This is a genomic window from Chryseobacterium sp. JV274 (assembly GCF_903969135.1).
Taxonomy (GTDB): Bacteria; Bacteroidota; Bacteroidia; order Flavobacteriales; family Weeksellaceae; genus Chryseobacterium.
In genome coordinates this window covers 3,062,776-3,082,802 of sequence record NZ_LR824569.1, presented here as the reverse complement: position 1 = coordinate 3,082,802, position 20,027 = coordinate 3,062,776, and the positions used below count along the sequence as shown (strand labels likewise).

23 protein-coding genes and 2 tRNA genes are annotated in these 20,027 nt (G+C 37.1%); 11 read left to right on the top strand and 14 right to left on the bottom strand.

Annotated elements, in window-relative coordinates:
• Positions 1-63: 63 nt before the first annotated feature.
• The 4 genes from accD to CHRYMOREF3P_RS14220 all read left to right on the top strand — a co-directional run bounded on the left by accD (position 64) and on the right by CHRYMOREF3P_RS14220 (position 3,625).
• On the top strand, positions 64-918 hold the full coding sequence (accD, locus tag CHRYMOREF3P_RS14235) for an acetyl-CoA carboxylase, carboxyltransferase subunit beta (protein WP_047095043.1): 855 nt from the start codon (positions 64-66) through the stop codon (positions 916-918).
• Positions 919-972: 54 nt separating this feature from the next.
• On the top strand, positions 973-1,482 hold the full coding sequence (locus CHRYMOREF3P_RS14230; protein ID WP_077413281.1) for a DUF6973 domain-containing protein: 510 nt from the start codon (positions 973-975) through the stop codon (positions 1,480-1,482).
• A 297-nt stretch (positions 1,483-1,779) separates the two neighbouring features.
• The gene (locus CHRYMOREF3P_RS14225; RefSeq protein WP_047380110.1) at positions 1,780-3,183 is read left to right on the top strand and encodes a nucleoside recognition domain-containing protein; all 1,404 of its coding nucleotides are present in this window, start codon (positions 1,780-1,782) and stop codon (positions 3,181-3,183) included.
• Between the two features lie 49 nt (positions 3,184-3,232).
• Positions 3,233-3,625, top strand: coding sequence for a hypothetical protein (locus CHRYMOREF3P_RS14220; RefSeq protein ID WP_047380108.1), 393 nt, complete (start codon positions 3,233-3,235; stop codon positions 3,623-3,625).
• A 15-nt stretch (positions 3,626-3,640) separates the two neighbouring features.
• On the opposite strand, the gene CHRYMOREF3P_RS14215 is transcribed toward CHRYMOREF3P_RS14220, so the two are convergent.
• The 4 genes from CHRYMOREF3P_RS14215 to CHRYMOREF3P_RS14200 form a co-directional block, all read right to left on the bottom strand.
• Positions 3,641-4,525: a ferric siderophore ABC transporter substrate-binding protein gene (locus CHRYMOREF3P_RS14215; RefSeq protein ID WP_180564892.1), complete on the bottom strand. Its 885-nt coding sequence runs from the start codon at positions 4,523-4,525 to the stop codon at positions 3,641-3,643.
• Positions 4,526-4,557: 32 nt separating this feature from the next.
• Complete coding sequence (locus CHRYMOREF3P_RS14210) at positions 4,558-4,956, bottom strand: ExbD/TolR family protein (protein ID WP_077413279.1); 399 nt, start codon at positions 4,954-4,956, stop codon at positions 4,558-4,560.
• A 12-nt stretch (positions 4,957-4,968) separates the two neighbouring features.
• Positions 4,969-5,673, bottom strand: coding sequence for a MotA/TolQ/ExbB proton channel family protein (locus CHRYMOREF3P_RS14205; RefSeq protein ID WP_077413278.1), 705 nt, complete (start codon positions 5,671-5,673; stop codon positions 4,969-4,971).
• Positions 5,674-5,846: 173 nt separating this feature from the next.
• Positions 5,847-6,308, bottom strand: a complete 462-nt coding sequence (locus CHRYMOREF3P_RS14200) for a hypothetical protein (RefSeq protein ID WP_077413277.1) — start codon at positions 6,306-6,308, stop codon at positions 5,847-5,849.
• Positions 6,309-6,477: 169 nt separating this feature from the next.
• Here CHRYMOREF3P_RS14200 and CHRYMOREF3P_RS14195 point away from each other — a divergent pair, with 169 nt between their 5' ends.
• Both CHRYMOREF3P_RS14195 and CHRYMOREF3P_RS14190 read left to right on the top strand, forming a co-directional pair.
• Positions 6,478-8,274: a DUF885 domain-containing protein gene (locus CHRYMOREF3P_RS14195; protein ID WP_180564891.1), complete on the top strand. Its 1,797-nt coding sequence runs from the start codon at positions 6,478-6,480 to the stop codon at positions 8,272-8,274.
• Positions 8,275-8,351: 77 nt separating this feature from the next.
• Positions 8,352-8,798 (top strand): DinB family protein, encoded by a 447-nt coding sequence (locus tag CHRYMOREF3P_RS14190; protein ID WP_077413275.1) that lies wholly within the window; start codon positions 8,352-8,354, stop codon positions 8,796-8,798.
• 183 nt (positions 8,799-8,981) lie between these two features.
• On the opposite strand, the gene CHRYMOREF3P_RS14185 is transcribed toward CHRYMOREF3P_RS14190, so the two are convergent.
• Positions 8,982-9,602, bottom strand: coding sequence for an endonuclease III domain-containing protein (locus CHRYMOREF3P_RS14185; RefSeq protein WP_077413268.1), 621 nt, complete (start codon positions 9,600-9,602; stop codon positions 8,982-8,984).
• A 33-nt stretch (positions 9,603-9,635) separates the two neighbouring features.
• On the opposite strand from CHRYMOREF3P_RS14185, the gene bcp reads away from it, so the two are divergent.
• Positions 9,636-10,085 carry a thioredoxin-dependent thiol peroxidase gene (gene bcp, locus CHRYMOREF3P_RS14180; protein WP_077413267.1) on the top strand — a complete coding sequence of 150 codons (450 nt, stop codon included), beginning with the start codon at positions 9,636-9,638 and terminating at the stop codon, positions 10,083-10,085.
• Positions 10,086-10,178: 93 nt separating this feature from the next.
• Here the strand turns inward: bcp and CHRYMOREF3P_RS14175 are convergent, their stop codons facing one another.
• From CHRYMOREF3P_RS14175 to CHRYMOREF3P_RS14155, 5 genes are read right to left on the bottom strand one after another with little or no spacing between them, the layout of a single operon-like run.
• A complete protein-coding gene (locus CHRYMOREF3P_RS14175; RefSeq protein WP_077413266.1) occupies positions 10,179-10,712 on the bottom strand; it encodes a GNAT family N-acetyltransferase in 534 nt (177 codons plus the stop codon).
• Positions 10,681-11,343: a hypothetical protein gene (locus CHRYMOREF3P_RS14170; RefSeq protein WP_077413265.1), complete on the bottom strand. Its 663-nt coding sequence runs from the start codon at positions 11,341-11,343 to the stop codon at positions 10,681-10,683. Before CHRYMOREF3P_RS14170 ends, CHRYMOREF3P_RS14175 begins: the two co-directional genes overlap by 32 nt.
• A gap of 32 nt (positions 11,344-11,375) precedes the next feature.
• Entirely contained in the window at positions 11,376-12,458 is a 1,083-nt protein-coding gene (locus tag CHRYMOREF3P_RS14165) for a mannose-1-phosphate guanylyltransferase (RefSeq protein WP_228408576.1), read from the bottom strand.
• A 2-nt stretch (positions 12,459-12,460) separates the two neighbouring features.
• Entirely contained in the window at positions 12,461-13,051 is a 591-nt protein-coding gene (locus CHRYMOREF3P_RS14160; protein WP_077413263.1) for a SprT-like domain-containing protein, read from the bottom strand.
• A gap of 1 nt (position 13,052) precedes the next feature.
• Positions 13,053-14,375, bottom strand: a complete 1,323-nt coding sequence (locus CHRYMOREF3P_RS14155) for a TolC family protein (protein WP_077413664.1) — start codon at positions 14,373-14,375, stop codon at positions 13,053-13,055.
• A 178-nt stretch (positions 14,376-14,553) separates the two neighbouring features.
• Between CHRYMOREF3P_RS14155 and CHRYMOREF3P_RS14150 the strand changes: the two genes are divergently transcribed.
• From CHRYMOREF3P_RS14150 to CHRYMOREF3P_RS14135, 4 genes are all read left to right on the top strand, one after another.
• Complete coding sequence (locus tag CHRYMOREF3P_RS14150) at positions 14,554-15,798, top strand: bifunctional folylpolyglutamate synthase/dihydrofolate synthase (protein WP_180564890.1); 1,245 nt, start codon at positions 14,554-14,556, stop codon at positions 15,796-15,798.
• A 42-nt stretch (positions 15,799-15,840) separates the two neighbouring features.
• Positions 15,841-15,915 (top strand) — tRNA-Val (locus tag CHRYMOREF3P_RS14145).
• 34 nt (positions 15,916-15,949) lie between these two features.
• A tRNA-Val gene (locus CHRYMOREF3P_RS14140) sits at positions 15,950-16,024 on the top strand.
• 117 nt (positions 16,025-16,141) lie between these two features.
• Positions 16,142-17,263: a glycosyltransferase gene (locus CHRYMOREF3P_RS14135; RefSeq protein ID WP_180564889.1), complete on the top strand. Its 1,122-nt coding sequence runs from the start codon at positions 16,142-16,144 to the stop codon at positions 17,261-17,263.
• Here CHRYMOREF3P_RS14135 and CHRYMOREF3P_RS14130 read toward each other — a convergent pair.
• Genes CHRYMOREF3P_RS14130 through CHRYMOREF3P_RS14115 form a run of 4 tightly spaced genes read right to left on the bottom strand, consistent with a single transcriptional unit; the run spans position 17,253 to position 20,012 of the window.
• Positions 17,253-18,176, bottom strand: a complete 924-nt coding sequence (locus CHRYMOREF3P_RS14130; RefSeq protein ID WP_077413663.1) for a glycosyltransferase family 9 protein — start codon at positions 18,174-18,176, stop codon at positions 17,253-17,255. The genes CHRYMOREF3P_RS14135 and CHRYMOREF3P_RS14130 overlap by 11 nt on opposite strands.
• Before the next feature lie 50 nt (positions 18,177-18,226).
• Entirely contained in the window at positions 18,227-18,646 is a 420-nt protein-coding gene (locus CHRYMOREF3P_RS14125) for a SufE family protein (RefSeq protein WP_047375924.1), read from the bottom strand.
• Between the two features lie 47 nt (positions 18,647-18,693).
• A complete protein-coding gene (locus CHRYMOREF3P_RS14120) occupies positions 18,694-19,788 on the bottom strand; it encodes a glycosyltransferase (protein ID WP_180564888.1) in 1,095 nt (364 codons plus the stop codon).
• Complete coding sequence (locus CHRYMOREF3P_RS14115) at positions 19,788-20,012, bottom strand: hypothetical protein (RefSeq protein ID WP_047375919.1); 225 nt, start codon at positions 20,010-20,012, stop codon at positions 19,788-19,790. Before CHRYMOREF3P_RS14115 ends, CHRYMOREF3P_RS14120 begins: the two co-directional genes overlap by 1 nt.
• Positions 20,013-20,027 lie beyond the last annotated feature (15 nt).

The following is a 20,027-nucleotide window of genomic DNA, read 5'->3' as shown; positions in this document are numbered from 1 at the left end:
AGTATTCATAAGAAATACATTTACATTGGTACATTTTACATTTATACATTAATACAAGCAAAAATGGCATTCGACTGGTTTAAAAGAAAAGCAAAAAACATTACCACTTCTACTGATGAAAAAAAGGACGTTCCCAAAGGCCTTTGGCATCAGACTCCATCCGGAAAAGTTGTGGAACATGATGAACTAAAGAGAAATAACTATGTTTCTCCTGAAGACGGATTTCATGTAAGAATAGGAAGTGCGGAATTTTTTGACATCCTTTTTGACGGTGGTAAATTTACCGAACTGGATGCCAATGTTGAAAGTATTGATATCTTAAACTTCAAAGATACAAAGCCTTACAAAGACCGTTTGAAAGAAGTAAAAGCAAAGACCAAGCTTACTGATTCTATCAGAAATGCTGTAGGAACCGTAAAAGGAACTGAAATGGTAGTTTCTTGTATGGATTTTGCTTTCATCGGTGGATCTTTGGGTTCTGTAATGGGAGAAAAGATCAGAAGAGCAGTAGATTACTGTATCAAGCACAAACTTCCGTATATGATTATCTGTCAGTCCGGAGGAGCAAGAATGCAGGAAGCCACTTACTCTTTGATGCAGCTGGCAAAAGTTCAGGCTAAGTTGGCTCAGCTTTCTGAAGCAGGGCTTTTATACATCGCTTATCTTTGTGACCCTACATTCGGAGGAATTACAGCTTCTTTCGCAATGACCGCTGATATCATTATGGCAGAGCCGGGAGCACTGATCGGTTTCGCAGGACCAAGAGTAATCCGTGAAACAATTGGTAGAGACTTACCGGAAGGATTCCAGACATCAGAATTCTTACAAGAAAAAGGATTTGTAGATTTCATTGTAAAAAGAACTGAAATTCAGGATACTGTTGCAAAAACAGTTAATTTATTAGCTGTAAAAGCATAGTATCTGTAACAAAAACAATACAATCTCTCTCTAATTAGGGAGAGATTTTTATTTATGAGGACTTTTAAGATATTTTTCAATACCATCAGAAGCATGAGTTTTAAAAAGATTATCCGTCTTTTATCACTTATCCTTCCCCATCCTCTTTTTGCCCTGTTGAGCTTTCATGCCACTGTAAAGGCATTTACCATCGCTCAGAAAAGATTCCCTGATACGGCTTCCAATAATGGAATTGGAAATGCTTTCAGACATGCTCTTTGGTGCAGCTTCATTATGATGTACTGCTGTAAAATTTCTTCCCCTGAGAAAGCGCTTGATTTCTGCAAAAGAATAACAGACATGCATGAAGAGCTATTCCCGAATGAACCTTTGGAAACAAAAATGGATCTCCACAATAACAAAATCGGAATGGATTATTTTATGGAACTTCTGCCGGGTATTCACCGCCAGTTTTTTGAAAAAAGTTTTTTTGTGGATGCATTAGTCAAAAAAATGGATGATGCCAAAGTTCTGAAAAATCTGGATGATGATTTTGAAGGGCACCTTGTCTATTTGGAAGAGTAAATAATTCATTTTAAACGCTAAGGATCGCAAGGGAAATCTAAAAACTTAACGTATATTTTTTGTCCGCAAGGGTATTTCATTCAGCAATATTTCCTGATTGTGGTTATTTGCTTAGTGTTAAAGTCTTTGCGAACAAAAAATCATATTTATCTTCATTAGAAACTTGCGAACATTGCGTCAAAATAATTTGAAATCAGTAAACCATCATTAGTTCTCTCACTCCAGAATAACAAAAGACTTTAGTTATTTTTGTGGTTTAAAGTATTTTTGATAAGTTTAAACAATTAAATCAATCAAATGGTTCTCAGCAGAATTTGGTCGGCTTTTATTATCATTGCCATTGCCATTGCCAGTATAAAATACGTTTCGTCAGGTCACTACAAAACCATTTTCAATGATATGGTGGTAGGAAAAGGAGGTGATACAGTGAAGATTGCATCACAACCGATGAACAGCCTCTCCCCTGTTGTAAGAGACAGCCTGATGAAAAAAAATGATTTTGCAGACAGCAGAATTCACTATAAAACAGATTCTTTAAAACAAAATGTAAATGTTTATCGTGTTCAGGAAGCTGATGGAGTCATCGGAACATCTGAAACAGCGGTGAAGATCTGCCTTGGCCTTATCGGGATCATGACCTTATTCATGGGATTCATGAGTATTGCTGAAAAAGCAGGAGGAATCAACCTTCTAAGCCGTCTGATTCAACCATTTTTCTCAAAGCTGTTTCCTGATATCCCTAAAAATCATCCCGCATTCGGACATATGCTGATGAATTTCAGCGCCAATCTTCTGGGATTGGATAATGCGGCGACTCCTTTTGGACTAAAAGCCATGGAAAGCCTCCAGTCTTTAAATCCAAATAAAGATACAGCCAGTAATTCACAGATTATGTTTCTGTGTCTCCATGCCGGAGGTATGACTTTGATTCCCGTATCCATTATTGCTATCAGAGCATCTATGGGCTCAAAGACACCTACTGATATCTTTCTTCCATGTATGATTGCTACTTTTGCGGCTACTTTGGCTGCAATGATTATTGTTTCTCTCTATCAGAAGATCAATCTGCTTCGCCCTGTAGTTATAGCTTATGTAGGAGGAATTTCGGCAGTTATCGCTTTATTGGTCGTATACCTTGTACAGCTGAGTAAAGATCAATTGGATGACTTCAGTAAAGTCTTAAGCAATGGTTTAATCCTGTTCATATTCCTTGCTATTGTGCTTGGAGCCGTTTACAAGAAAATAAATGTTTTTGATGCCTTTATTGAAGGAGCGAAAGAAGGGTTTACTACCTGCGTTAAGATTATTCCTTATCTGGTTGGGATGCTGATTGCTATTTCATTGTTACGAACTTCCGGTGTTTTTGATGTTATCATTGACGGAATGAAATGGGTTGCCAATATAGCCAATATGGATCCGAGATTTGTGGACGGGCTTCCGACAGCGCTAATCAAGCCCTTATCAGGTTCAGGAGCCAGAGGAATGATGGTAGATACAATGGCAACGTTCGGAGCCGACAGCTTCCAGGGGAAATTAGCCGCGGTACTTCAGGGAAGCTCAGATACTACTTTTTACGTGATCGCAGTCTATTTTGGCGCTGTAGCTGTTAAGAATACAAGATATACGGTAATTGCTATGCTTCTGGCCGATTTGGTGGGTGTTATCACTGCAATTGCATTGGCTTATCTGTTCTTTGCTTAACCTACCCCGCTCCTTTAAAAACATTAAACTCTAAACTTTAAACTATCATATGATTACCGATAAAGAATTTACCTTAAGACTCATCCGCCAGTTAACCCAGGCACTGGAAAAACTTATTCTCGATAAACCTGAAGAAAGTTTAATGCAGAAAGAACTGGATTTTGATACACTCATGCGGGACATTTTCAAGATGAGCTTCACAGAAGTTTCTTCTAAAACGAAGGAAGAAATGATTGCCATTGTCAATGAAAGACAGGAAAGAGATCACAAAGATTATTATGAGATGCTGGGAAATCTTTTCTACTTTAACAGCAGACATGATCATAACAAAGATTTTCAGGATAAGGCAAAAACATTCTACGAGCTGTATCTTCAGACCAGTGGTATTTTTGCACTTCCGATAATTAACAGAATCAACGAATTAAAAAAAGCACTTGAATAAAGTGCTTTTGTATTTTTAGAATGTAATTTTATAAGTTCCGGTGGAAGAAGTACTGGCTTTCTCTGCTTTTACATATTTCTTTACCCAAGCTACTGATGTAGATGATACACAAGGATCTGAAACACCTCCCAATCTTCTTGCAGACACCACATTTCCTGCTTTATCTACGGTGTAGGCAACGGTAATTGATCCACTTGCTGTACAGCTGTGAGAGGGTTGTGCTCCTCCTCTGCCCATTGTCCCGGGAATATATCCAACCAGCTTTCTGTCGATTCCTACTTTACTGTCTCCATTTCCGTCACCACCTAAAGGATCTCCTGCGTTTCCTATACCCTCGCCCGTTCCCTGGCTTCCGGCTTTTGTTCCTCTTCCTTTAATCAGGTTTCCAATAGCGGCATTTCCTTTTCCATCTCCATTTCCGGTCTTTGAATTGGCTGTTGCAGCCCCGGATTTCTTAGTATTTTTAGACGCGCTGGTACTTGTTGCTTCCTTTTTTACCGCTTTTTTTGATTCCTCTTTTTTAGGAACTGTTGCTTTTGAATTGTTTCCTGTGATAACTTTCTCCTTAACGTCTGCTTTCTTTGGCTCAGGAGTTGGTTCCGGCTTTACAACAGTTTTTGTTTCCGGGACAGGTGTTTCTGCGGGTTCAGGTGTTACTTCTTCTGTTGCTGCAGCAAGACTTCCCGGCTGTTCAGCAGGTTCTTCAATTCCTTTCCCATTTCTGTTGTCCCCAAAGTTGACCAGCATAGTAGTAATCACTTCAGGATCTTTGTCCAGTTCAGGTTTCAATTTATATAAAAAAACAAAAAGCAAAATAGCAGCCCAGATAAGAACAGAAAGCAGAGCGCTCTTTATCCTATCTTTGTTTTCTTCGTTTCTATTTGCTGTATAGCTTCTCATCTTAACAGGTAATTTCCGGAGATCCGGATTTATTATTTATCTTTAACTGTTGCAATCGCAATATTAAACTTATGTTTTTCAGCAATTTCCATCACAAAAACAACATCTTTATGCAGTGTGTTTTCGTCAGCTCTGATTGTGAACGATTGATTGGTCTGACCAGTCAATTTATCTACAATAATCTTCTCCAGTTCTCCTTTATTGGCAGGATTGTCATCTACAAAGAATGAGCCATCCGGCTTAATGCTTACTGTCACAGGATTGGGTATATTATCGTCAACAGCTCCGGCTTTCGGCAGATTCACATCAATAGCACTTTGATTGGCGGCAGAAGATGTGATCATAAAGAAAATCAGCATCAACAGGATAACGTCTGTCATCGCTGCTAAACTGAATTCCGGGTTTGCTTTATTTCTTCTCTGAATTTTCATCGTAAGAAAGATTTATAAAGGTTTATTGATAAGGTCTAAAAATTCTCCTGACATATTCTGAGCCTTCAGTACAAATTTATCAATCCTTGTCAAAAGAATGTTATAGCAGAAGTTTGCAGGAATTGCCACTGCCAAACCTACCGCAGTCTGTCCCAAAGCGGTATAAATACCTTCTGAAAGTGTTTTCGGAGAGAAAGATCCTGTGGCATGGGATAAATTAAAGAAAGCGATAATCATCCCGATTACGGTACCCAAAAGACCTAACATTGGTGCAATACTTGGTACTACAGCCAAAAGATTCAGATTTTTCTCCATATTAGCAACCTCCACCTGGGCCTGCGCTTCCATAGCACTCACGATATCAGAAACAGGACGTCCCAATCTTGAAATTCCTTTTTCTAAAATTCTTCCTTCCGGAGAGTTTTGTGTTTTGCAGTAATCTGCAGCAGCCTCTATTTTTCCTGCTTTAATAAAGTCTTCAATATTATTCATGAAGTTGGAATCCGTTTTTGAAGTCAGTCTTTTGATAAAGAAAAATCTTTCAAAAAACAGATACAGAGAAAATATTCCCAACAGCAATACCGTGACCATCACTATTTTAGCGAACGCTCCTCCGTGGAACATAATTTTCCAGAATGAGAACTCTAAGTTGTCTGCAGCAACTGCAGGGGTGGCGATTTGTGCAAATAAAATCTGAGAAAGTTCCGTTAACAGCATTAAATGTAAATTTTATTAAATTTCAACGACAAATGTAGTAGAATATTATGAATTGAACTCTTAAAAATTGCTTAAAAACAACTTAAAATTTGTTATGATTTACCAATAGCAAATTTCTTTCCAAAAATAAATTTGAAAAGAAATCCGGTATTAAAAAAGGATGAAGACGATCGTTAATCCTCGTCTACCTCAATATCATCCTGCTTGAATTCGCATTTTAATCTAAAAGGAATAGGTGTATCTGATCCGGTGTAGAAATCATCAATGGTACCCTTCCAGATGACCTGAAGCTCTCCTTCTTCATTCCTTTCGAAGAGAAGCTCATTGTCATAGATATAGGCATCTTCGTCATCGAAAAGGTCTACTTCTGTGTAGGTTTCTTCATCAGAGTCATTGATTGTGATAGTTTTTCCTTCTATTTCCGCTGATTCGATAGGAAAATCAAAAACTTCAAGTGAAAGCTGCGGAAAGTTGTACTGTAGTGAATCATCGTCTACGTGATCCAAACTGTCATCCGTAATAACTTCAACCTCTAAAAAATGTTGTTGGTTGCTGTAAACTGCCTTACAATAAGTATTTCTGATATTGTATTTTAGCGTCTCCTCCGGATGGTAAATTTTTAAAATCCCTTTCATTTTTTCTTAAAAAAGAACTGTAATAATATGATTGTTAAACGTTTTAGACAAAGATAAAAAATTGATTCAAAGTTGAAAGGATTTTGAAAATAATTTTTTAAAATCAACTCATACCATAAGTCTGAATATCCCAATAATACTTACTTTTGTTTTCATAAAGATTCTGAAAATGAAAAACATTTTATCAAAAGGTATTCTTGGATTAGGATTGATAATCGGGCTTGCTTCATGCAAAAAAACGGACTCTCCTCTTACCAAAGTAACCCCCAGCAACCTGGATTCTATTGCTTCCAACTATTATGAGCAATATCTTAAGCTATACCCTTTAGATGCTACATCTCAGGGAGATACAAGATACAACGACCAGCTTCCTATTAATATTGATAAAGATTTTATCTCAGGAGAAATCGCTTTCTACAATTCTGTACAGAAACAACTGGAGCATGTAGATTACAAATCCTTGTCTGATGAAGATAAAGTGGTGTATGATGTACTGGATTATACTTTAAAAGATAAAATTGAGGCCTATGCCTATCATCCGGAATATATTCCTTTTACCCAATTCGGAGGTCTACCGCTTACTTTTCCGTTGTATGGGAGCGGACAGGGCAGTCAGCCTTTCAAAACTGAAAAGGATTACAGCGACTGGCTGAAAAGAATGGAAAAATTCCCGGAATGGATGGATGCCGCAGCAGACAACTTCCGTGAGGGAATCAACAATAAGGTGGTACTTCCTAAAAAACTGGTTGCCAAAATGATTCCTCAGATGAAAGCCGAGGAAATCACAACGTCTGATATGGAAAAAAATATTTTCTACGGACCGGTTAAAAATTTCCCGAAAAACTTCACGCAGGATCAGAAAGATAAATTTTCAGCACTTTTTAAAGAGGCAATCACGAAAAAAATTATTCCGGCTTATACTAAAATGGGAGTATTTTTAGAAAAGGATTATCTTCCCAAAGCTAGAAATACAGACGGATACAACAGTCTTCCCAATGGCAATGAAATTTACAGCTATTACGTAAAAAGCTGGACAACTACGAAGAAATCTCCTGATGAGATCAATAAAATTGGTCTGCAGCAGGTAGCTATGCTTCGTGCAGAAATGGAAAAAGTAAAGCAGCAGGTAGGTTTTACCGGAAGCCTGGAAGAGTTTATTACTTTTGTGAAAACAGATCCAAAGGCAATGCCTTATAAAACGTCTAAAGAAGTTTTAAATGCCTTCAACGGTATTCTGACAAAGATTACTCCGAAACTGAAAACGATGTTCAATGTAACTCCAAAAACAAAGTTTGAAATCAGACAGACGGAAAAATTCAGAGAGGCCAGTGCCAGTGCAGAATACATTCCGGGAACTCCTGACGGGAAGAGAGCGGGTATATTTTATGTTCCGCTTCCAGATCCTACGAAATTCAATGTTACTTCAGGAATGGAGTCTCTTTTCCTTCATGAAGCAATTCCAGGACATCATTACCAGGTTTCTCTTCAACAGGAAAACACAAAGCTTCCAAAATTCATGAGATTCGGATGGTTTGGAGCGTATGGTGAAGGATGGGCACATTATTGTGAAACACTAGGTCCTGAGTTCGGTTTATATACAGATCCTTACCAGAAAATGGGATACTTGAGCGATCAGATGCTAAGAGCTGTACGACTTGTGGTAGATACAGGGCTTCATACGGGAAAAATGTCAAGAGAAGAAGCTATTAAATATTTCTTAAGCAATATTTCTTATGATGAAGGAGCTGCTGTAGCAGAAGTGGAAAGATATATGGCTATGCCGGGACAGGCTTTAGGCTATAAAATAGGTTCTTTAAGAATTCGTGAGCTGAGAGAAAAGTATCAGAAAGAACTTGGAAACAAATTCAATCTGGCGAGCTTCCATGATGAAATATTAAGCCAGGGATGTCTTCCTTTAGATGTTCTGAACAGAAAAATGGAGCTTTGGGCCCAAAAACAGAAATAAACTTATACTAATAAAAAGGGGTACGATTGAAAAAAGTACCCTTTTTTATTTACCCTTCTAAATAAACAAAAATTGATATGATCACAGAAAGCCTTAGATCTCTTTACAACAGAGATTTAAACAAACTAAAATCAGAGATAGAAGCCTATCAAAATGAAGAAAATCTCTGGAAAATTGATAAAAGTATTGCCAATTCTGCTGGTAACCTTTGTCTTCATTTGGTTGGAAATATCAATCATTTTATAGGTGCACAGCTAGGAAATACAGGATATATAAGACACCGTGAGCTGGAATTTTCATTAAAAGATATTTCAAAAGCTGAACTTATTGAAAAAATTGAAGCTACAGCAGCCATGATAGATTCCGTGCTTCCACAATTATCAGATGATGATCTGAAAAAAGAATATCCACTGGTTGTTTTTGAAAGCGCTATGACAACAGATTACTTTCTGATTCATCTGATTGCTCATCTGGATTATCATTTGGGACAGATCAATTACCACAGAAGGTTATTAGACATTTAATCCATCAATAAAAATTAAAATAACGCAACAATCACTAAGTAATTGTTGCGTTTTCTTTTTCGTTCACAAAGACGTTTCACTCAGCTAGGAAAATATTGCCTTTGCTAAACGAAGTGCCTTTGCGAGCTATTTCAACGTAATTTTTTATAAAATCCTTGCGAGCATAGTGCTAAAATCAATGAATTATTTTTCAAACATCATTTTCGTAATAAAATCCTTCTCTCCTTTTCCTCTTGCCGGAGAATATTCTCTTCCATAAAAAATGATCTGAAGATGAAGTTTATTCCATACCTCTTCAGGGAATAAACTCTTGGCATCACGCTCTGTTTCCACAACATTTTTTCCTGAAGTAAGTTTCCATTGTGTCATCAGACGGTGAATATGTGTATCTACAGGAAAAGCAGGAAATCCGAATCCCTGGCTCATTACTACTGAAGCCGTTTTGTGTCCTACTCCCGGAAGTGCTTCCAGTTCTTCATAAGTCTGGGGAACAATACCGTTGTGCCTTTCCAATAGAAGTTCAGCCATTTTTTTCAGGTTTTTGGCTTTGGTATTGGATAATCCTATTTCTTTGATTAATTCTTTGATTTCAAATTCTTCCAGCTTCGCCATTCTTTGTGGTGTTCCTGCTACTGCAAAAAGATCAGGGGTAACCTGGTTTACTTTTTTATCTGTTGTTTGTGCAGAAAGTGCTACGGCAACCATCAATGTATACGGATCAGTGTGATCTAACGGGATAGGCGTTGTAGGATATAATTTCTCCAGTTCTATCTGAACGAGCTCAGCTCTTTGTTTTTTTGTCATGTAACCCTTAAATTTGAACAAAATTAAATCATTATGCTGAAAGTTGGAGATAAATTACCTGAATTTGAAGAACTCAACCAAGACGGAGAAACAGTAGCCTCATCAAAATTAATTGGAAAAAAACTAGTGGTTTTCTTTTATCCACAAGCGAATACGCCAACCTGTACGGTGGAAGCCTGCAACCTGAGTGATAACTATACTAAGCTTAAAAAAGCGGGATTCCAATTATTGGGAATAAGCGGTGATTCTGTAAAAAAACAAAAGAATTTTCACAGCAAATTTGCCTTTCCTTATGATCTGATTGCGGATGAAAACCGTAATATCATTGAAAAATTCGGGGTATGGCAGGAGAAAAAAACATTTGGAAAAACCTATATGGGAATTGTAAGAACCACTTTTATTTTTGATGAAAATGGTATCTGCACAAGAGTCATTGAAAAAGTGACTTCAAAGACTGCTGCTGAACAGATTCTGGAGGGATAATTTCTTTTTTGAAACACAGATATCACAACTATTTTCACAAATAACACAATTATGTATCTGTGTTATTTGTGAAAATAAATTTTTATGTATTTATTATTCTGTTTCGTAATAGTTTAATTCTTCTGTTTCTCCGGGAAGAGTTACAAAATTTTTAAATCTTAGTCCCAATTTTTCGATCAGTTTTTGGGAAGAAACGTTATCTTTTGAAATGATAGCCGATATTTTTAACAGTCCAAAATCATCCATCCCAATGGATTTGACCTTCTGAGCCGCTTCAAAAGCATATCCTTTGCCTTCAAACTCTTCCAGTAGAGAATATCCTATATCTACAATATCCAGACCTTCTCTTTCAAAGATTCCTACTGCTCCTACTTTTTCATTCCCTTCTTTAGTTACTAAAAGATAGTTCCCAAATCCCAGTCTTTCAATCTGTGGAGCAAATCTGTTCAGTATATAATTTTCGGCATCTTCAATGCTATTGACATTACGGTTGCCGATATGTTGAATAAATTTGGGTCTGTTGTAAAGCTCAAAGATAAAATCACTGTCTTCACGGGACATCGGGCGAAGTATTAATCGTTCCGTTTCATAGGTATTATCTGCGCTTGGGTGTTTTTTTAGGCTCATCTTTCTTTGGTTCTTCTTTTTTTTCGATTTTTAAAAGTCTCGGATTATTAGCACATTTTTTATTGTAAAGCTCAATATAGGTTCCATTGTCCTTCACATTACTTACTGCGCCTGTTGATTTATTTACAGTCACTGTATAATGTGTTTTTTGGTAAGGACACTCCTTTGAGGTCAGTTTTCCAAGGTCCAGATAATAGTTTGATTTATCTTCATGATAGTTACCCGCAAGGTCTTTGAATTCTTCATCCACCATATATCCTTCGGCAGCCAGCATTACAGCAGCTTCCTGAGCATTATCAATCCGGTCTATAAACTTCTTAAGTCCCTCAACATCGGCAACATAATTGATTTTACCACCTTCTGAATAAGCAATATAATAAAAGCTGTCTTCACTAGGGAAAAGATTAAATCCGGAGAACTGAGGGGTATAATCCAGTTTACCCGAAACCTTTATTTCCTCCCCTTTTCCATAGCTGTTATATACCAAAATCCATGAGTCTACCCTATTGCTTGGGTTGATCTGCTGTAAAATATTCGGGATGCTTGAAAATTTTTTCTTCTCCTGAGAAAATCCTAAGATTCCCAAAAGTAAAAATGTAAGAATTGTAATTCGGGTTGCGGCTTTACTCATAATTTAAAAATCAGCAGAAAATATACCAAATATTACATAAACTTATCTCCTTTCTTAAAGTTTTTTAAGTCAAGGACATAATCCTTTATAAGCTGGTCGTTATCTCGCGGGCAGATAAGAAGTGCTTTATCGGTATCTACAACAATGTAGTTTTCAAGGCCGTCAATGATTACCGCCTTATTATTATTTCTCAGACGGATAATGTTTCCTTTTGAATTATAGGAAAGTAAATGCTTTAATTTCACAGCATTTCCGTCTTTATCTTTTTCTGTATTTTCGTAAACAGATGTCCATGTTCCCAGATCACTCCATCCCAAATCCGATGGAATCACATATACATTTTTTGCTTTTTCTAAAATTCCGTTATCAATTGAGATTTTCTGAACTTTTGGATAAATGGTTTCAATACAGCTATTTTCCTTTTCTGAATTGTATTCACAAGCCATAAAATGCTGCATCATCTCAGGAAGATAAAGATCAAAAGCATGGTGAATACTTTTTACGTTCCATATAAAAATACCTGCATTCCAAAGGAAATCACCACTCTCTAAGAAGCTTTGGGCAATTTCAAGGATCGGTTTTTCTGTGAATGTTTTGACTTTAAAATAATCAGAACCCTTCTTTTCTACAAATTGAATGTAGCCGTAGCCTGTATCAGGCCTTGTTGGAGTAATCCCTAATGTTACCAGATAATCATGTTTTGAAGCCACCTCAAATGCCAGCTCCACTTTTTCCAAAAATACATCCTCTTTAAGGATCAGATGATCCGCCGGAAGCACAATCATTGTTGCATCCGGATTGATCTCAGCAATCTTGTTGGCCATATACAGGTTACATGCAGCTGTATTTTTCATAAGCGGTTCACCCACAATGTTTTCTTCAGGAATCTCCGGAAGCTGCTGATGGGAAAGAGCCACATACTCTTTATTCGTAATCACGAATATTTGCTCTTTAGGAATTACCTTGCTGATTCTGTCATAGGTCTGCTGAATCATAGTGCGTCCGGTTCCTAAAATATCCTGAAACTGTTTTGGAAATTTCTGCGTGCTCATGGGCCAGAACCGGCTTCCGATTCCCCCCGCCATTATAACGCAGTATCTATCTGATTTTAACATTCTTAGCTACATTTTTCTACCCTCGCTAAAGGCTTGAAAGAATACTTCCTTCCAGTAGCCAGGTTCTTACAAAGATAGTTTTTTTTAACTAGACCTTCTAATAAATACTTTTCGTTGCGGTATATAAAAAATTCACCCTTCTGAAGTTGTTCAATAAAATGAAGAGTATCATCTTGTTTCTCAGTATGAAAATATCTTACCAGATCCGGGCTGGCCATGAAATTGGCCTTTGGGGATTTTGAAAATTTTACAATGATAGGCTTTAGTTCTTCATCATAAATTTCAAGGCTTTCGAGGAGCATATTTCTGAAAGTTTCTTTCCATTCGTTACCGTGAGGAGAGATTTTTCTTCCATATTTTTCAAACGCAATCAGGTGCGCGAGCTCATGGGTCAATACAAAGAAAAAAAGCTGCGGGGTAAGCGTAGAGTTTACCGTTATTTCATGTGAATTGTCCGGAAGTTTTCTGTAATCTCCCAGTTTTGAATTCCTGTTTCTTGTAACTTTTATGTGGATATAGTAATCTGAAAACCATACCCTTAAATATTTGAGTGTATTTTGAGGTAAATATTTTTCTAATGATTGGATAGACATTTTACAAACTTAATGGAATTCCGGCATAGAAATTCAATAGTTTAAGACTAAAAAGATAATTATATTTTGCCTGCGCTACTGATCCCTGTGCATTTGCATAATTATTTCTTGCCACGTTTACGTCATAGATGGTAGATCTTCCTGCAGCATAACTTTTGTCTGCAAAATCAAGAGCCAGTTTGGAGCTTTTTTCGGCTTCCACAGCTGCCAGGTAATTTTCATAATTGGCGTCTGCATCAAACTGAGCTTTCTGTACATTCTGTCTTACGGTCTGTTTCTGCTGCTCAAGTGTATTTTTAGCAAGACTTTCGTTAACCTTAGATTGTTCTACCTGTAATTTTGTTTTTCCTTTATTGAAAATAGGGATATTAAGTGATAGCCCTACATTTTGTCCAAACTGATCTTTATATTGTTCAAAAAAATTCCCCTGCACAGTACCTGGCATAGGATCAAACTGCCTGTTATAGAAAGTGTTAAGACCAGCGCTTGCTGTTAATGTAGGCCAGAATGCTGTTTTGCTTACTTCAGTTTGTGCTTCGGCAGATCTTATACGGCTTTCCGCTGCTTTTATCTGAGGTTGTATCTCATATGCAGTTGCAAGCACATCATCTGCGGTAGTAAGTTGTAAATCAAGTTTTTCCGGAATATTCACATCTTCCACATCAAAACCCTTATAATCTGACAGTTGTAAAAGCTGAGCGATGGCAAACAAAGCACGTCCAACATTTACTTCTGCTGTTTTAAGGTTTTGTTTTTCTCTTGCCAGTGCTGCTTCAGCCTCTGCCAGAACCGTCTGGGCAGTTGTTCCAACCTGAGTTGTGATTTTAGCTCTGTCAAACTGCTTCTGAGCATTCCCCACAGCACTCTGAGAGATTTTAACAATCTCTTTATTCAACAAAGTGGTTAGATATTGTTGAGCAATCTGAAGAGAAATATCATTTTTAATGGTTTCAATGTCATATTGGCTTGCTTCTACATCAAACTGAGCTTTTCGAACATTCTTCTCTAATCTCCTATTATTATAAACCAAGATATCGGCTCCCAGGCCAACACTGTTATTGAATCTATCGTTTCTAAAGCTTCCGGCTCCTAATGATCCTTGTCCGAAACTCACCCCAGTCGTCATACTCCCTGTTACCGAAGGCAAATATTCTTTTTGAGCTGCTTTAAGATTGTATTCCTGGTTTTGTTTGTTATACTGATTTTGGATAACCTGAAGATTATGCTCCACTGCATAGCTTACACATTCTTTTAAGGACCATTTCTTCTGAGCACTTAAACCCAGATAACCTAATCCAAAAACGATGATCCAAACTTTTTTCATATTATGTAGATGTTTATTTGTTTTTAATGGCATATGGAATCGTGTCACCTGCATTGTAATTTGTAAATCACAGCGATTTCATATTAAGATTTTTCAATATTAGACGAATTAAATATAAAAAAGTTACAGATTGAAAAATTATATTTTTTTTTAAAAAAACTTTTGGGAATTTTGCACCATGACAAATGAACAATATCAGGAAGCTATTGACTGGCTTTTCGTGCAGATGCCCAACTATCAGATAGATGGGCAGAAGGCTTATAAACCCGGACTTGACAATATTACAAAGCTTTGTGCTTTCTTTGAAAATCCTCAAGATAAAATCAAATGTATCCACGTTGGAGGTACCAATGGAAAAGGTTCTTCAAGCAATATGCTGGCATCTGTCCTTCAGGAAGCTGGTTATAAAACCGGGTTATACAATTCTCCTCACCTGATAGACTTTACAGAACGCATCAAGGTTAACGGAAAAAACTGTAATAAAAAATTTGTCTTTGAGTTTATTCAAAAGCTAAGGGCTCTTCCGGAAGATATCCGCCCTTCTTTCTTTGAATTTACCACTATCATGGCTTTTGAATATTTTTATCAGCAACAGGTAGATTTTGCCATTATTGAAGTTGGATTGGGAGGAAGACTGGATTCAACAAACATTATTAAACCACTGATCTCTGTAATTACGAATGTTCAGCTGGATCATCAGAATATTTTGGGAGATACCATTGAAGAAATTGCCACTGAGAAAGCGGGAATTATTAAAAGTAATATCCCGATTATTTCAGGTGATGAGAATGAAACAGTCAAAAATATCATCCAGGAAAAAGCGATTAAAGAAAATGCTCCCCTTATAGACGCCACTCTTATTAATACAAACCTTGAATCTGATTTGAAAGGAAATTATCAGAAGAAAAATATCAGAGTTGTATTGGCTGCGGTAGAGGAATTAAGAAAACTGGAGGTTCCTATTTCCTACAAAGATCTTGAAAACGGACTGCTCCATGTTCATCAGAACACAGGATTCATTGGCCGTTGGTTTGAGTTTTCAAAAAATCCGCTTACAATTTGTGATACGGGACACAACCAGGCAGGTTTGGAATATGTTTTTTCGCAATTAAATTCAATTGACCGTCACAAGCATATTATTTTGGGGTTTGTGAATGACAAAAAAATAGATGATGTGATGAAATTACTTCCTGGAAATTCTGAGTTCTATTTTGCAAAACCATCTGTCAACAGGGGAAGACATCCAGAAGATTATGAAAATCTGCTTCAGGAGGCGAAAATTTTTTATAAAATTTTCGATTCTGTACAGGAAGCGTATCTTGCTGCAAAAGAACAATGTACAAATGAAGAAATGATTTTTATCGGGGGAAGTAACTTTGTTGTGGGAGATTTTTTAGAAAAAAATTTGGAGATTTCCGAATAAGTCGTATATTTGCACCACTCTAAACGAGGAAACAAGTTATAGGGGCTCTTAGCTCAGTTGGTTCAGAGCATCTGGTTTACACCCAGAGGGTCGGGGGTTCGAATCCCTCAGGGCCCACAAAAAGGATACTGAAGCCTTTCAAAAAATTTCAGGGCTCTTAGCTCAGTTGGTTCAGAGCATCTGGTTTACACCCAGAGGGTCGGGGGTTCGAATCCCTCAGGGCCCACAAAAATCTCTCAAGAAATTGGGAGATTTTTTATTTTTATACCTAAGCTATTTTAGAGTTTCCTCACCACTTTTCCTTATATTTATTTACCTTTGCCTGCATTTGAATTTGCTTGACGTGAAGGAACTCCATATCATATCATTCAACTATCCCTACCCTCCTTCTTATGGCGGCATCATTGATGTGTATTACAAGATCAAGGCTTTATCTGATCTGGGGATAAAAATTCACCTTCATTGTTTTGTAGACAAAATTCCTGTAAAGATTGATCCGGAAATAGGAGGAATCACAGAAAGCGTATTTTTTTATGAAAAGAAAAAGAATTTTCTTCTTTATTTCTCAAAAACGCCTTTCGCGGCCGCAATAAGAGATTCTGAAGCTCTCCTTAAAAATCTGGAAAAGATCAAAGCTCCAATATTGTTTGAAGGCCTGCAGACAACGCATATTATCAAGTTTCTGAAAAACAGTCGTCATAAACTGTATCTTCGCCACCACAACAACGAAACAGCGTATTATAAAGGACTTTCATTATCAGAAAAAAACATCCTCAAAAAGATTGTTTACAGCATTGAATCTTTAAAATATAAAGGATACCAGGAAAAGCTTTTAAAGAAGTTTGAAACTGTATTCTGCCTGTCTGAAAAAGAATATAATGAAGTGAATATTTATTCGGGAAATGCACAATTGATCCATATTTTCCATGGCAATCAATCGGTAAAGCAACTGGATAAAAAAGGAAATTATTTTCTTTTCCATGGAGATCTCACTACTGCTGATAATAAAAAAGCACTGATTGAGACTATTGATTTATTCAAAACTCTCCCACAGTATAAACTGATTGTTGCCTCCGATCGTGCCAATGAAGATATTAAAAAAAGGATGTCAGCGGTTGAAAATATCACCCTCACTCCTATCCTGACGACAGAAAACCTTCACCATCTCCTGGAAAATGCCCATGCCAACATTCTGATTTCTTACCAGAATTCAGGAACCAAGGTGAAGCTTTTCAACACCCTTTACAATAGTCGTTTTGTGATTATTAATGGAAATATTACAGATAACCCTGCTTTGAAGGATTTATGCCTGTATGGGGCTGATATGGCTGAAATTCGCCAACAGATTATCAGCTCTGCCGAAAAAGATTATAATGATACTGAAAAAAGAAAGCAAATCTTAGAAAAAACACATTCGGATCATACTAAAGCCGAAGAGATGGTAAAGATTATTTTTAAAAATTAACCCTATCTATCACTTTCTGAATATTGAATTCCTCAAGACAAGCCCAGTCTCCTCTGTAACATTCTTTATCTCCAAAAACAGAACATGGTCTGCAGGTGAGATCTTTTACCTGAACAACATCTTCTTCACTCTGCCCGAATCCTAAAAATCCTGCATAGGGATGAGTAGCACCCCAAATAGAAACACATCTTGTTCCTACAAGACTCGCAAGATGCATATTCGCAGAATCCATGGATATCATCAGTTCCAGCCCGGCAATATGATTGAGTTCTTCGGTAAGGTTTAATTTTCCGGAAAGATTTTTGGTATTGGGAATCTCACTTTCCCATTTGTCAAGGGTTTCGGTTTCTTTTTTACCTCCACCAAAGAAGTACACCGTATGTTTCTGAGCCAGAATTCTGACCAGTTCATAGGATTTTTCCAGAGGAAGCATCTTTCCTTTGTGTTGGGCAAAAGGGGCAAAACCAATTCCTGATTGATGCTCCGAAGTAGGTCTGAGCTGATGTGAAAGCTCAACTTTGAATCCCATTTTACGGAATACATCAGCATAACGTTCCACGGTTTTCCTCAGCTGCACTTTCTCAAGATTCCAGACATCTGTAAGGTGTTCTTTCTCCTCTTTACCCTTATCTATTTTGAAAACTTTAAGTCCTTTTCTTCTATATATCCTGTCTAAAACCTTGGTCCGGATTACATCATGAAGATTGGCAATACAGTCAGGATTAAACTCCCGGATCAGTTCATTGCTCAGTTTCCTCAATCCAAAGAGACCTTTATAGTCATCAAGATCAATTCCTTTAAAAGTTACATTGGGAACTCCCGCAAACAACGCTTCGAAATTCTTCCTGGACACCATAATAATTTCCACACCAGGGTTCTGCTCCAGAAATTCTCTGAAAACAGGTACGGTCATCGCAACATCTCCGAATGCGGAAAAACGATATGCTAAAATTTTTGTCACGGCTATGATTTCAGTTGATAAGCAACTGCATAAAACTTGATCTGTTTGGTCATTGCCATCAATCCGTTGGCTCTGGATGGCGAAAGAAATTCCTGTAACCCTATTTCTGCAATAAAATCAAAATCAGAATCCAGAATTTCCTGAGTGGAATGCCCACTATAAATACTTACTAAAAGAGAAACGATTCCTTTGGGTAAAATACCGTCAGAATCTGCATTAAAGAAAAGTTTCCCATCTTTAAATTCGGCATCAATCCAAACTTTACTCTGGCAGCCTTTAATCAGATTTTCTTCTGTCTTTCTTTCTTCCGGCAGGCCTTTCAGTTCTTTTCCAAGATCAATGATGTACTCGTACTTTTGCTCCCAATCGTCCAGAAAAGCGAATTCGTCTATTATTTCCTGCTGTTTTTCTTTAATGGTCATTTTTAATCAAATTTCTTTTGCAAAGATAACCAATTTTGTAAAATTTATTACCGGGATGCTTTTTCAAAAAGCTGAAGAATTTTTGTTTCTTCGTTCTCCCAGCAAAATACATCTGCAGCTTTGTTCAATTCGCCCTGATAGTACAGTCTTCCTCTTTCAAGAACCAGATTAATTGCTTTTTCAATCGTTTCAGGCTGATGATCTGTAATGATCTCTCCTACATTAAACTGATTTTTTATACGCTGCATTTCCGGGAAATTAATCATAACAAGCGGCACTCTGGACTGGATATAGTCACAAACTTTATTGGGAAGTGAGTAATAATAACTAACTCCGTTATTCTCTTCAAGACTAAATCCTACATCTGCTGTTTTTGTAATTTCTCTGAGATTTTCCGGTTTCAGTTTACCCAGGAAAAAGACTTTGTCCTGCAGTTTTTCCTGAATGACAAGTTCTTCATATTCTTTTTTCTTCGGTCCGTCACCAGCAATTTTCAGAACAGCATCTTTAATATGATGCATGGCGGCAATCATTTTTTCAATTCCTCTGGATTGATTAATCGCTCCCTGATACAGAATAATTTTAGGATGGTTTTCAGGAATTTCAGGGGCAGAAAGAATTTTTCTCGGGATATTTCTGACAACTACCGGGTTTACCTTATATTTTTCGTGAAACCACTCAGCATAGCTTTCACTTTCTGTCATCATAAATTTCACATAAGGAACCAGCTTTCTTTCCAGCACTCTCCAGAATTTTTGTGAAAACCTGTTTTGTACTGATGGCATTTCCGTGAAAATTTCATGGCTGTCAAAGACCAATGGAATATTGAGTTTTTTGGCAATGAGATAATTTGGCAGAAGCGCATCAATGTCATTGGCATGAAGGATAGTATCTTTGTCTGCTTTTTTCTTAAGCTCATGGTATAATTTCCAGTTGAACTCAAAATAAGCTGTCTTTAGGCTTTTTGACGTCAGTCCTATTCTTGAAAAAGGATAAGGACGTTCCATTGTCTCATTTCCTTCCCAATCGTTTCCGATCAATTCAATGGGATATCCGTTGTCAAAAAGGGTTTTGCATACCTTTTCTATTCGCTGATCGGTATACAAACTGCTAAAGGCAGATACTAGTATTTTTTTCTTCATCAATTTTTCTTGTCTAATATTAAATAATAGATCTGAATGAAACAAATGAGCCCGTTTGGAATGATAACCGGCCAAAGCATTCCATTGAAGATACCATAAATGACAAAACAAATACAGCCGATCATATTGACTACCCTAATTTTTCTTACATCTTTCAGTATGAAACTCAATACGATAAAAAGAGATGCAGAATAGCCGATGTAGGTGGTAATTTCAGTATTCATGGGGGAAATTTAAGG

What these genes read in the sequence shown, in the direction of transcription:
- accD (WP_047095043.1), top strand. Translation starts at nt 64, where the DNA reads ATGGCATTCGACTGGTTTAAAAGAAAAGCAAAAAACATTACCACTTCT.
- CHRYMOREF3P_RS14230 (WP_077413281.1), top strand. Translation starts at nt 973, where the DNA reads ATGAGGACTTTTAAGATATTTTTCAATACCATCAGAAGCATGAGTTTT.
- CHRYMOREF3P_RS14225 (WP_047380110.1), top strand. Translation starts at nt 1,780, where the DNA reads ATGGTTCTCAGCAGAATTTGGTCGGCTTTTATTATCATTGCCATTGCC.
- CHRYMOREF3P_RS14220 (WP_047380108.1), top strand. Translation starts at nt 3,233, where the DNA reads ATGATTACCGATAAAGAATTTACCTTAAGACTCATCCGCCAGTTAACC.
- CHRYMOREF3P_RS14215 (WP_180564892.1), bottom strand. Translation starts at nt 4,525, where the DNA reads ATGAGAAGCTATACAGCAAATAGAAACGAAGAAAACAAAGATAGGATA.
- CHRYMOREF3P_RS14210 (WP_077413279.1), bottom strand. Translation starts at nt 4,956, where the DNA reads ATGAAAATTCAGAGAAGAAATAAAGCAAACCCGGAATTCAGTTTAGCA.
- CHRYMOREF3P_RS14205 (WP_077413278.1), bottom strand. Translation starts at nt 5,673, where the DNA reads ATGCTGTTAACGGAACTTTCTCAGATTTTATTTGCACAAATCGCCACC.
- CHRYMOREF3P_RS14200 (WP_077413277.1), bottom strand. Translation starts at nt 6,308, where the DNA reads ATGAAAGGGATTTTAAAAATTTACCATCCGGAGGAGACGCTAAAATAC.
- CHRYMOREF3P_RS14195 (WP_180564891.1), top strand. Translation starts at nt 6,478, where the DNA reads ATGAAAAACATTTTATCAAAAGGTATTCTTGGATTAGGATTGATAATC.
- CHRYMOREF3P_RS14190 (WP_077413275.1), top strand. Translation starts at nt 8,352, where the DNA reads ATGATCACAGAAAGCCTTAGATCTCTTTACAACAGAGATTTAAACAAA.
- CHRYMOREF3P_RS14185 (WP_077413268.1), bottom strand. Translation starts at nt 9,602, where the DNA reads ATGACAAAAAAACAAAGAGCTGAGCTCGTTCAGATAGAACTGGAGAAA.
- bcp (WP_077413267.1), top strand. Translation starts at nt 9,636, where the DNA reads ATGCTGAAAGTTGGAGATAAATTACCTGAATTTGAAGAACTCAACCAA.
- CHRYMOREF3P_RS14175 (WP_077413266.1), bottom strand. Translation starts at nt 10,712, where the DNA reads ATGAGCCTAAAAAAACACCCAAGCGCAGATAATACCTATGAAACGGAA.
- CHRYMOREF3P_RS14170 (WP_077413265.1), bottom strand. Translation starts at nt 11,343, where the DNA reads ATGAGTAAAGCCGCAACCCGAATTACAATTCTTACATTTTTACTTTTG.
- CHRYMOREF3P_RS14165 (WP_228408576.1), bottom strand. Translation starts at nt 12,458, where the DNA reads ATGTTAAAATCAGATAGATACTGCGTTATAATGGCGGGGGGAATCGGA.
- CHRYMOREF3P_RS14160 (WP_077413263.1), bottom strand. Translation starts at nt 13,051, where the DNA reads ATGTCTATCCAATCATTAGAAAAATATTTACCTCAAAATACACTCAAA.
- CHRYMOREF3P_RS14155 (WP_077413664.1), bottom strand. Translation starts at nt 14,375, where the DNA reads ATGAAAAAAGTTTGGATCATCGTTTTTGGATTAGGTTATCTGGGTTTA.
- CHRYMOREF3P_RS14150 (WP_180564890.1), top strand. Translation starts at nt 14,554, where the DNA reads ATGACAAATGAACAATATCAGGAAGCTATTGACTGGCTTTTCGTGCAG.
- CHRYMOREF3P_RS14130 (WP_077413663.1), bottom strand. Translation starts at nt 18,176, where the DNA reads ATGACCGTACCTGTTTTCAGAGAATTTCTGGAGCAGAACCCTGGTGTG.
- CHRYMOREF3P_RS14125 (WP_047375924.1), bottom strand. Translation starts at nt 18,646, where the DNA reads ATGACCATTAAAGAAAAACAGCAGGAAATAATAGACGAATTCGCTTTT.
- CHRYMOREF3P_RS14120 (WP_180564888.1), bottom strand. Translation starts at nt 19,788, where the DNA reads ATGAAGAAAAAAATACTAGTATCTGCCTTTAGCAGTTTGTATACCGAT.
- CHRYMOREF3P_RS14115 (WP_047375919.1), bottom strand. Translation starts at nt 20,012, where the DNA reads ATGAATACTGAAATTACCACCTACATCGGCTATTCTGCATCTCTTTTT.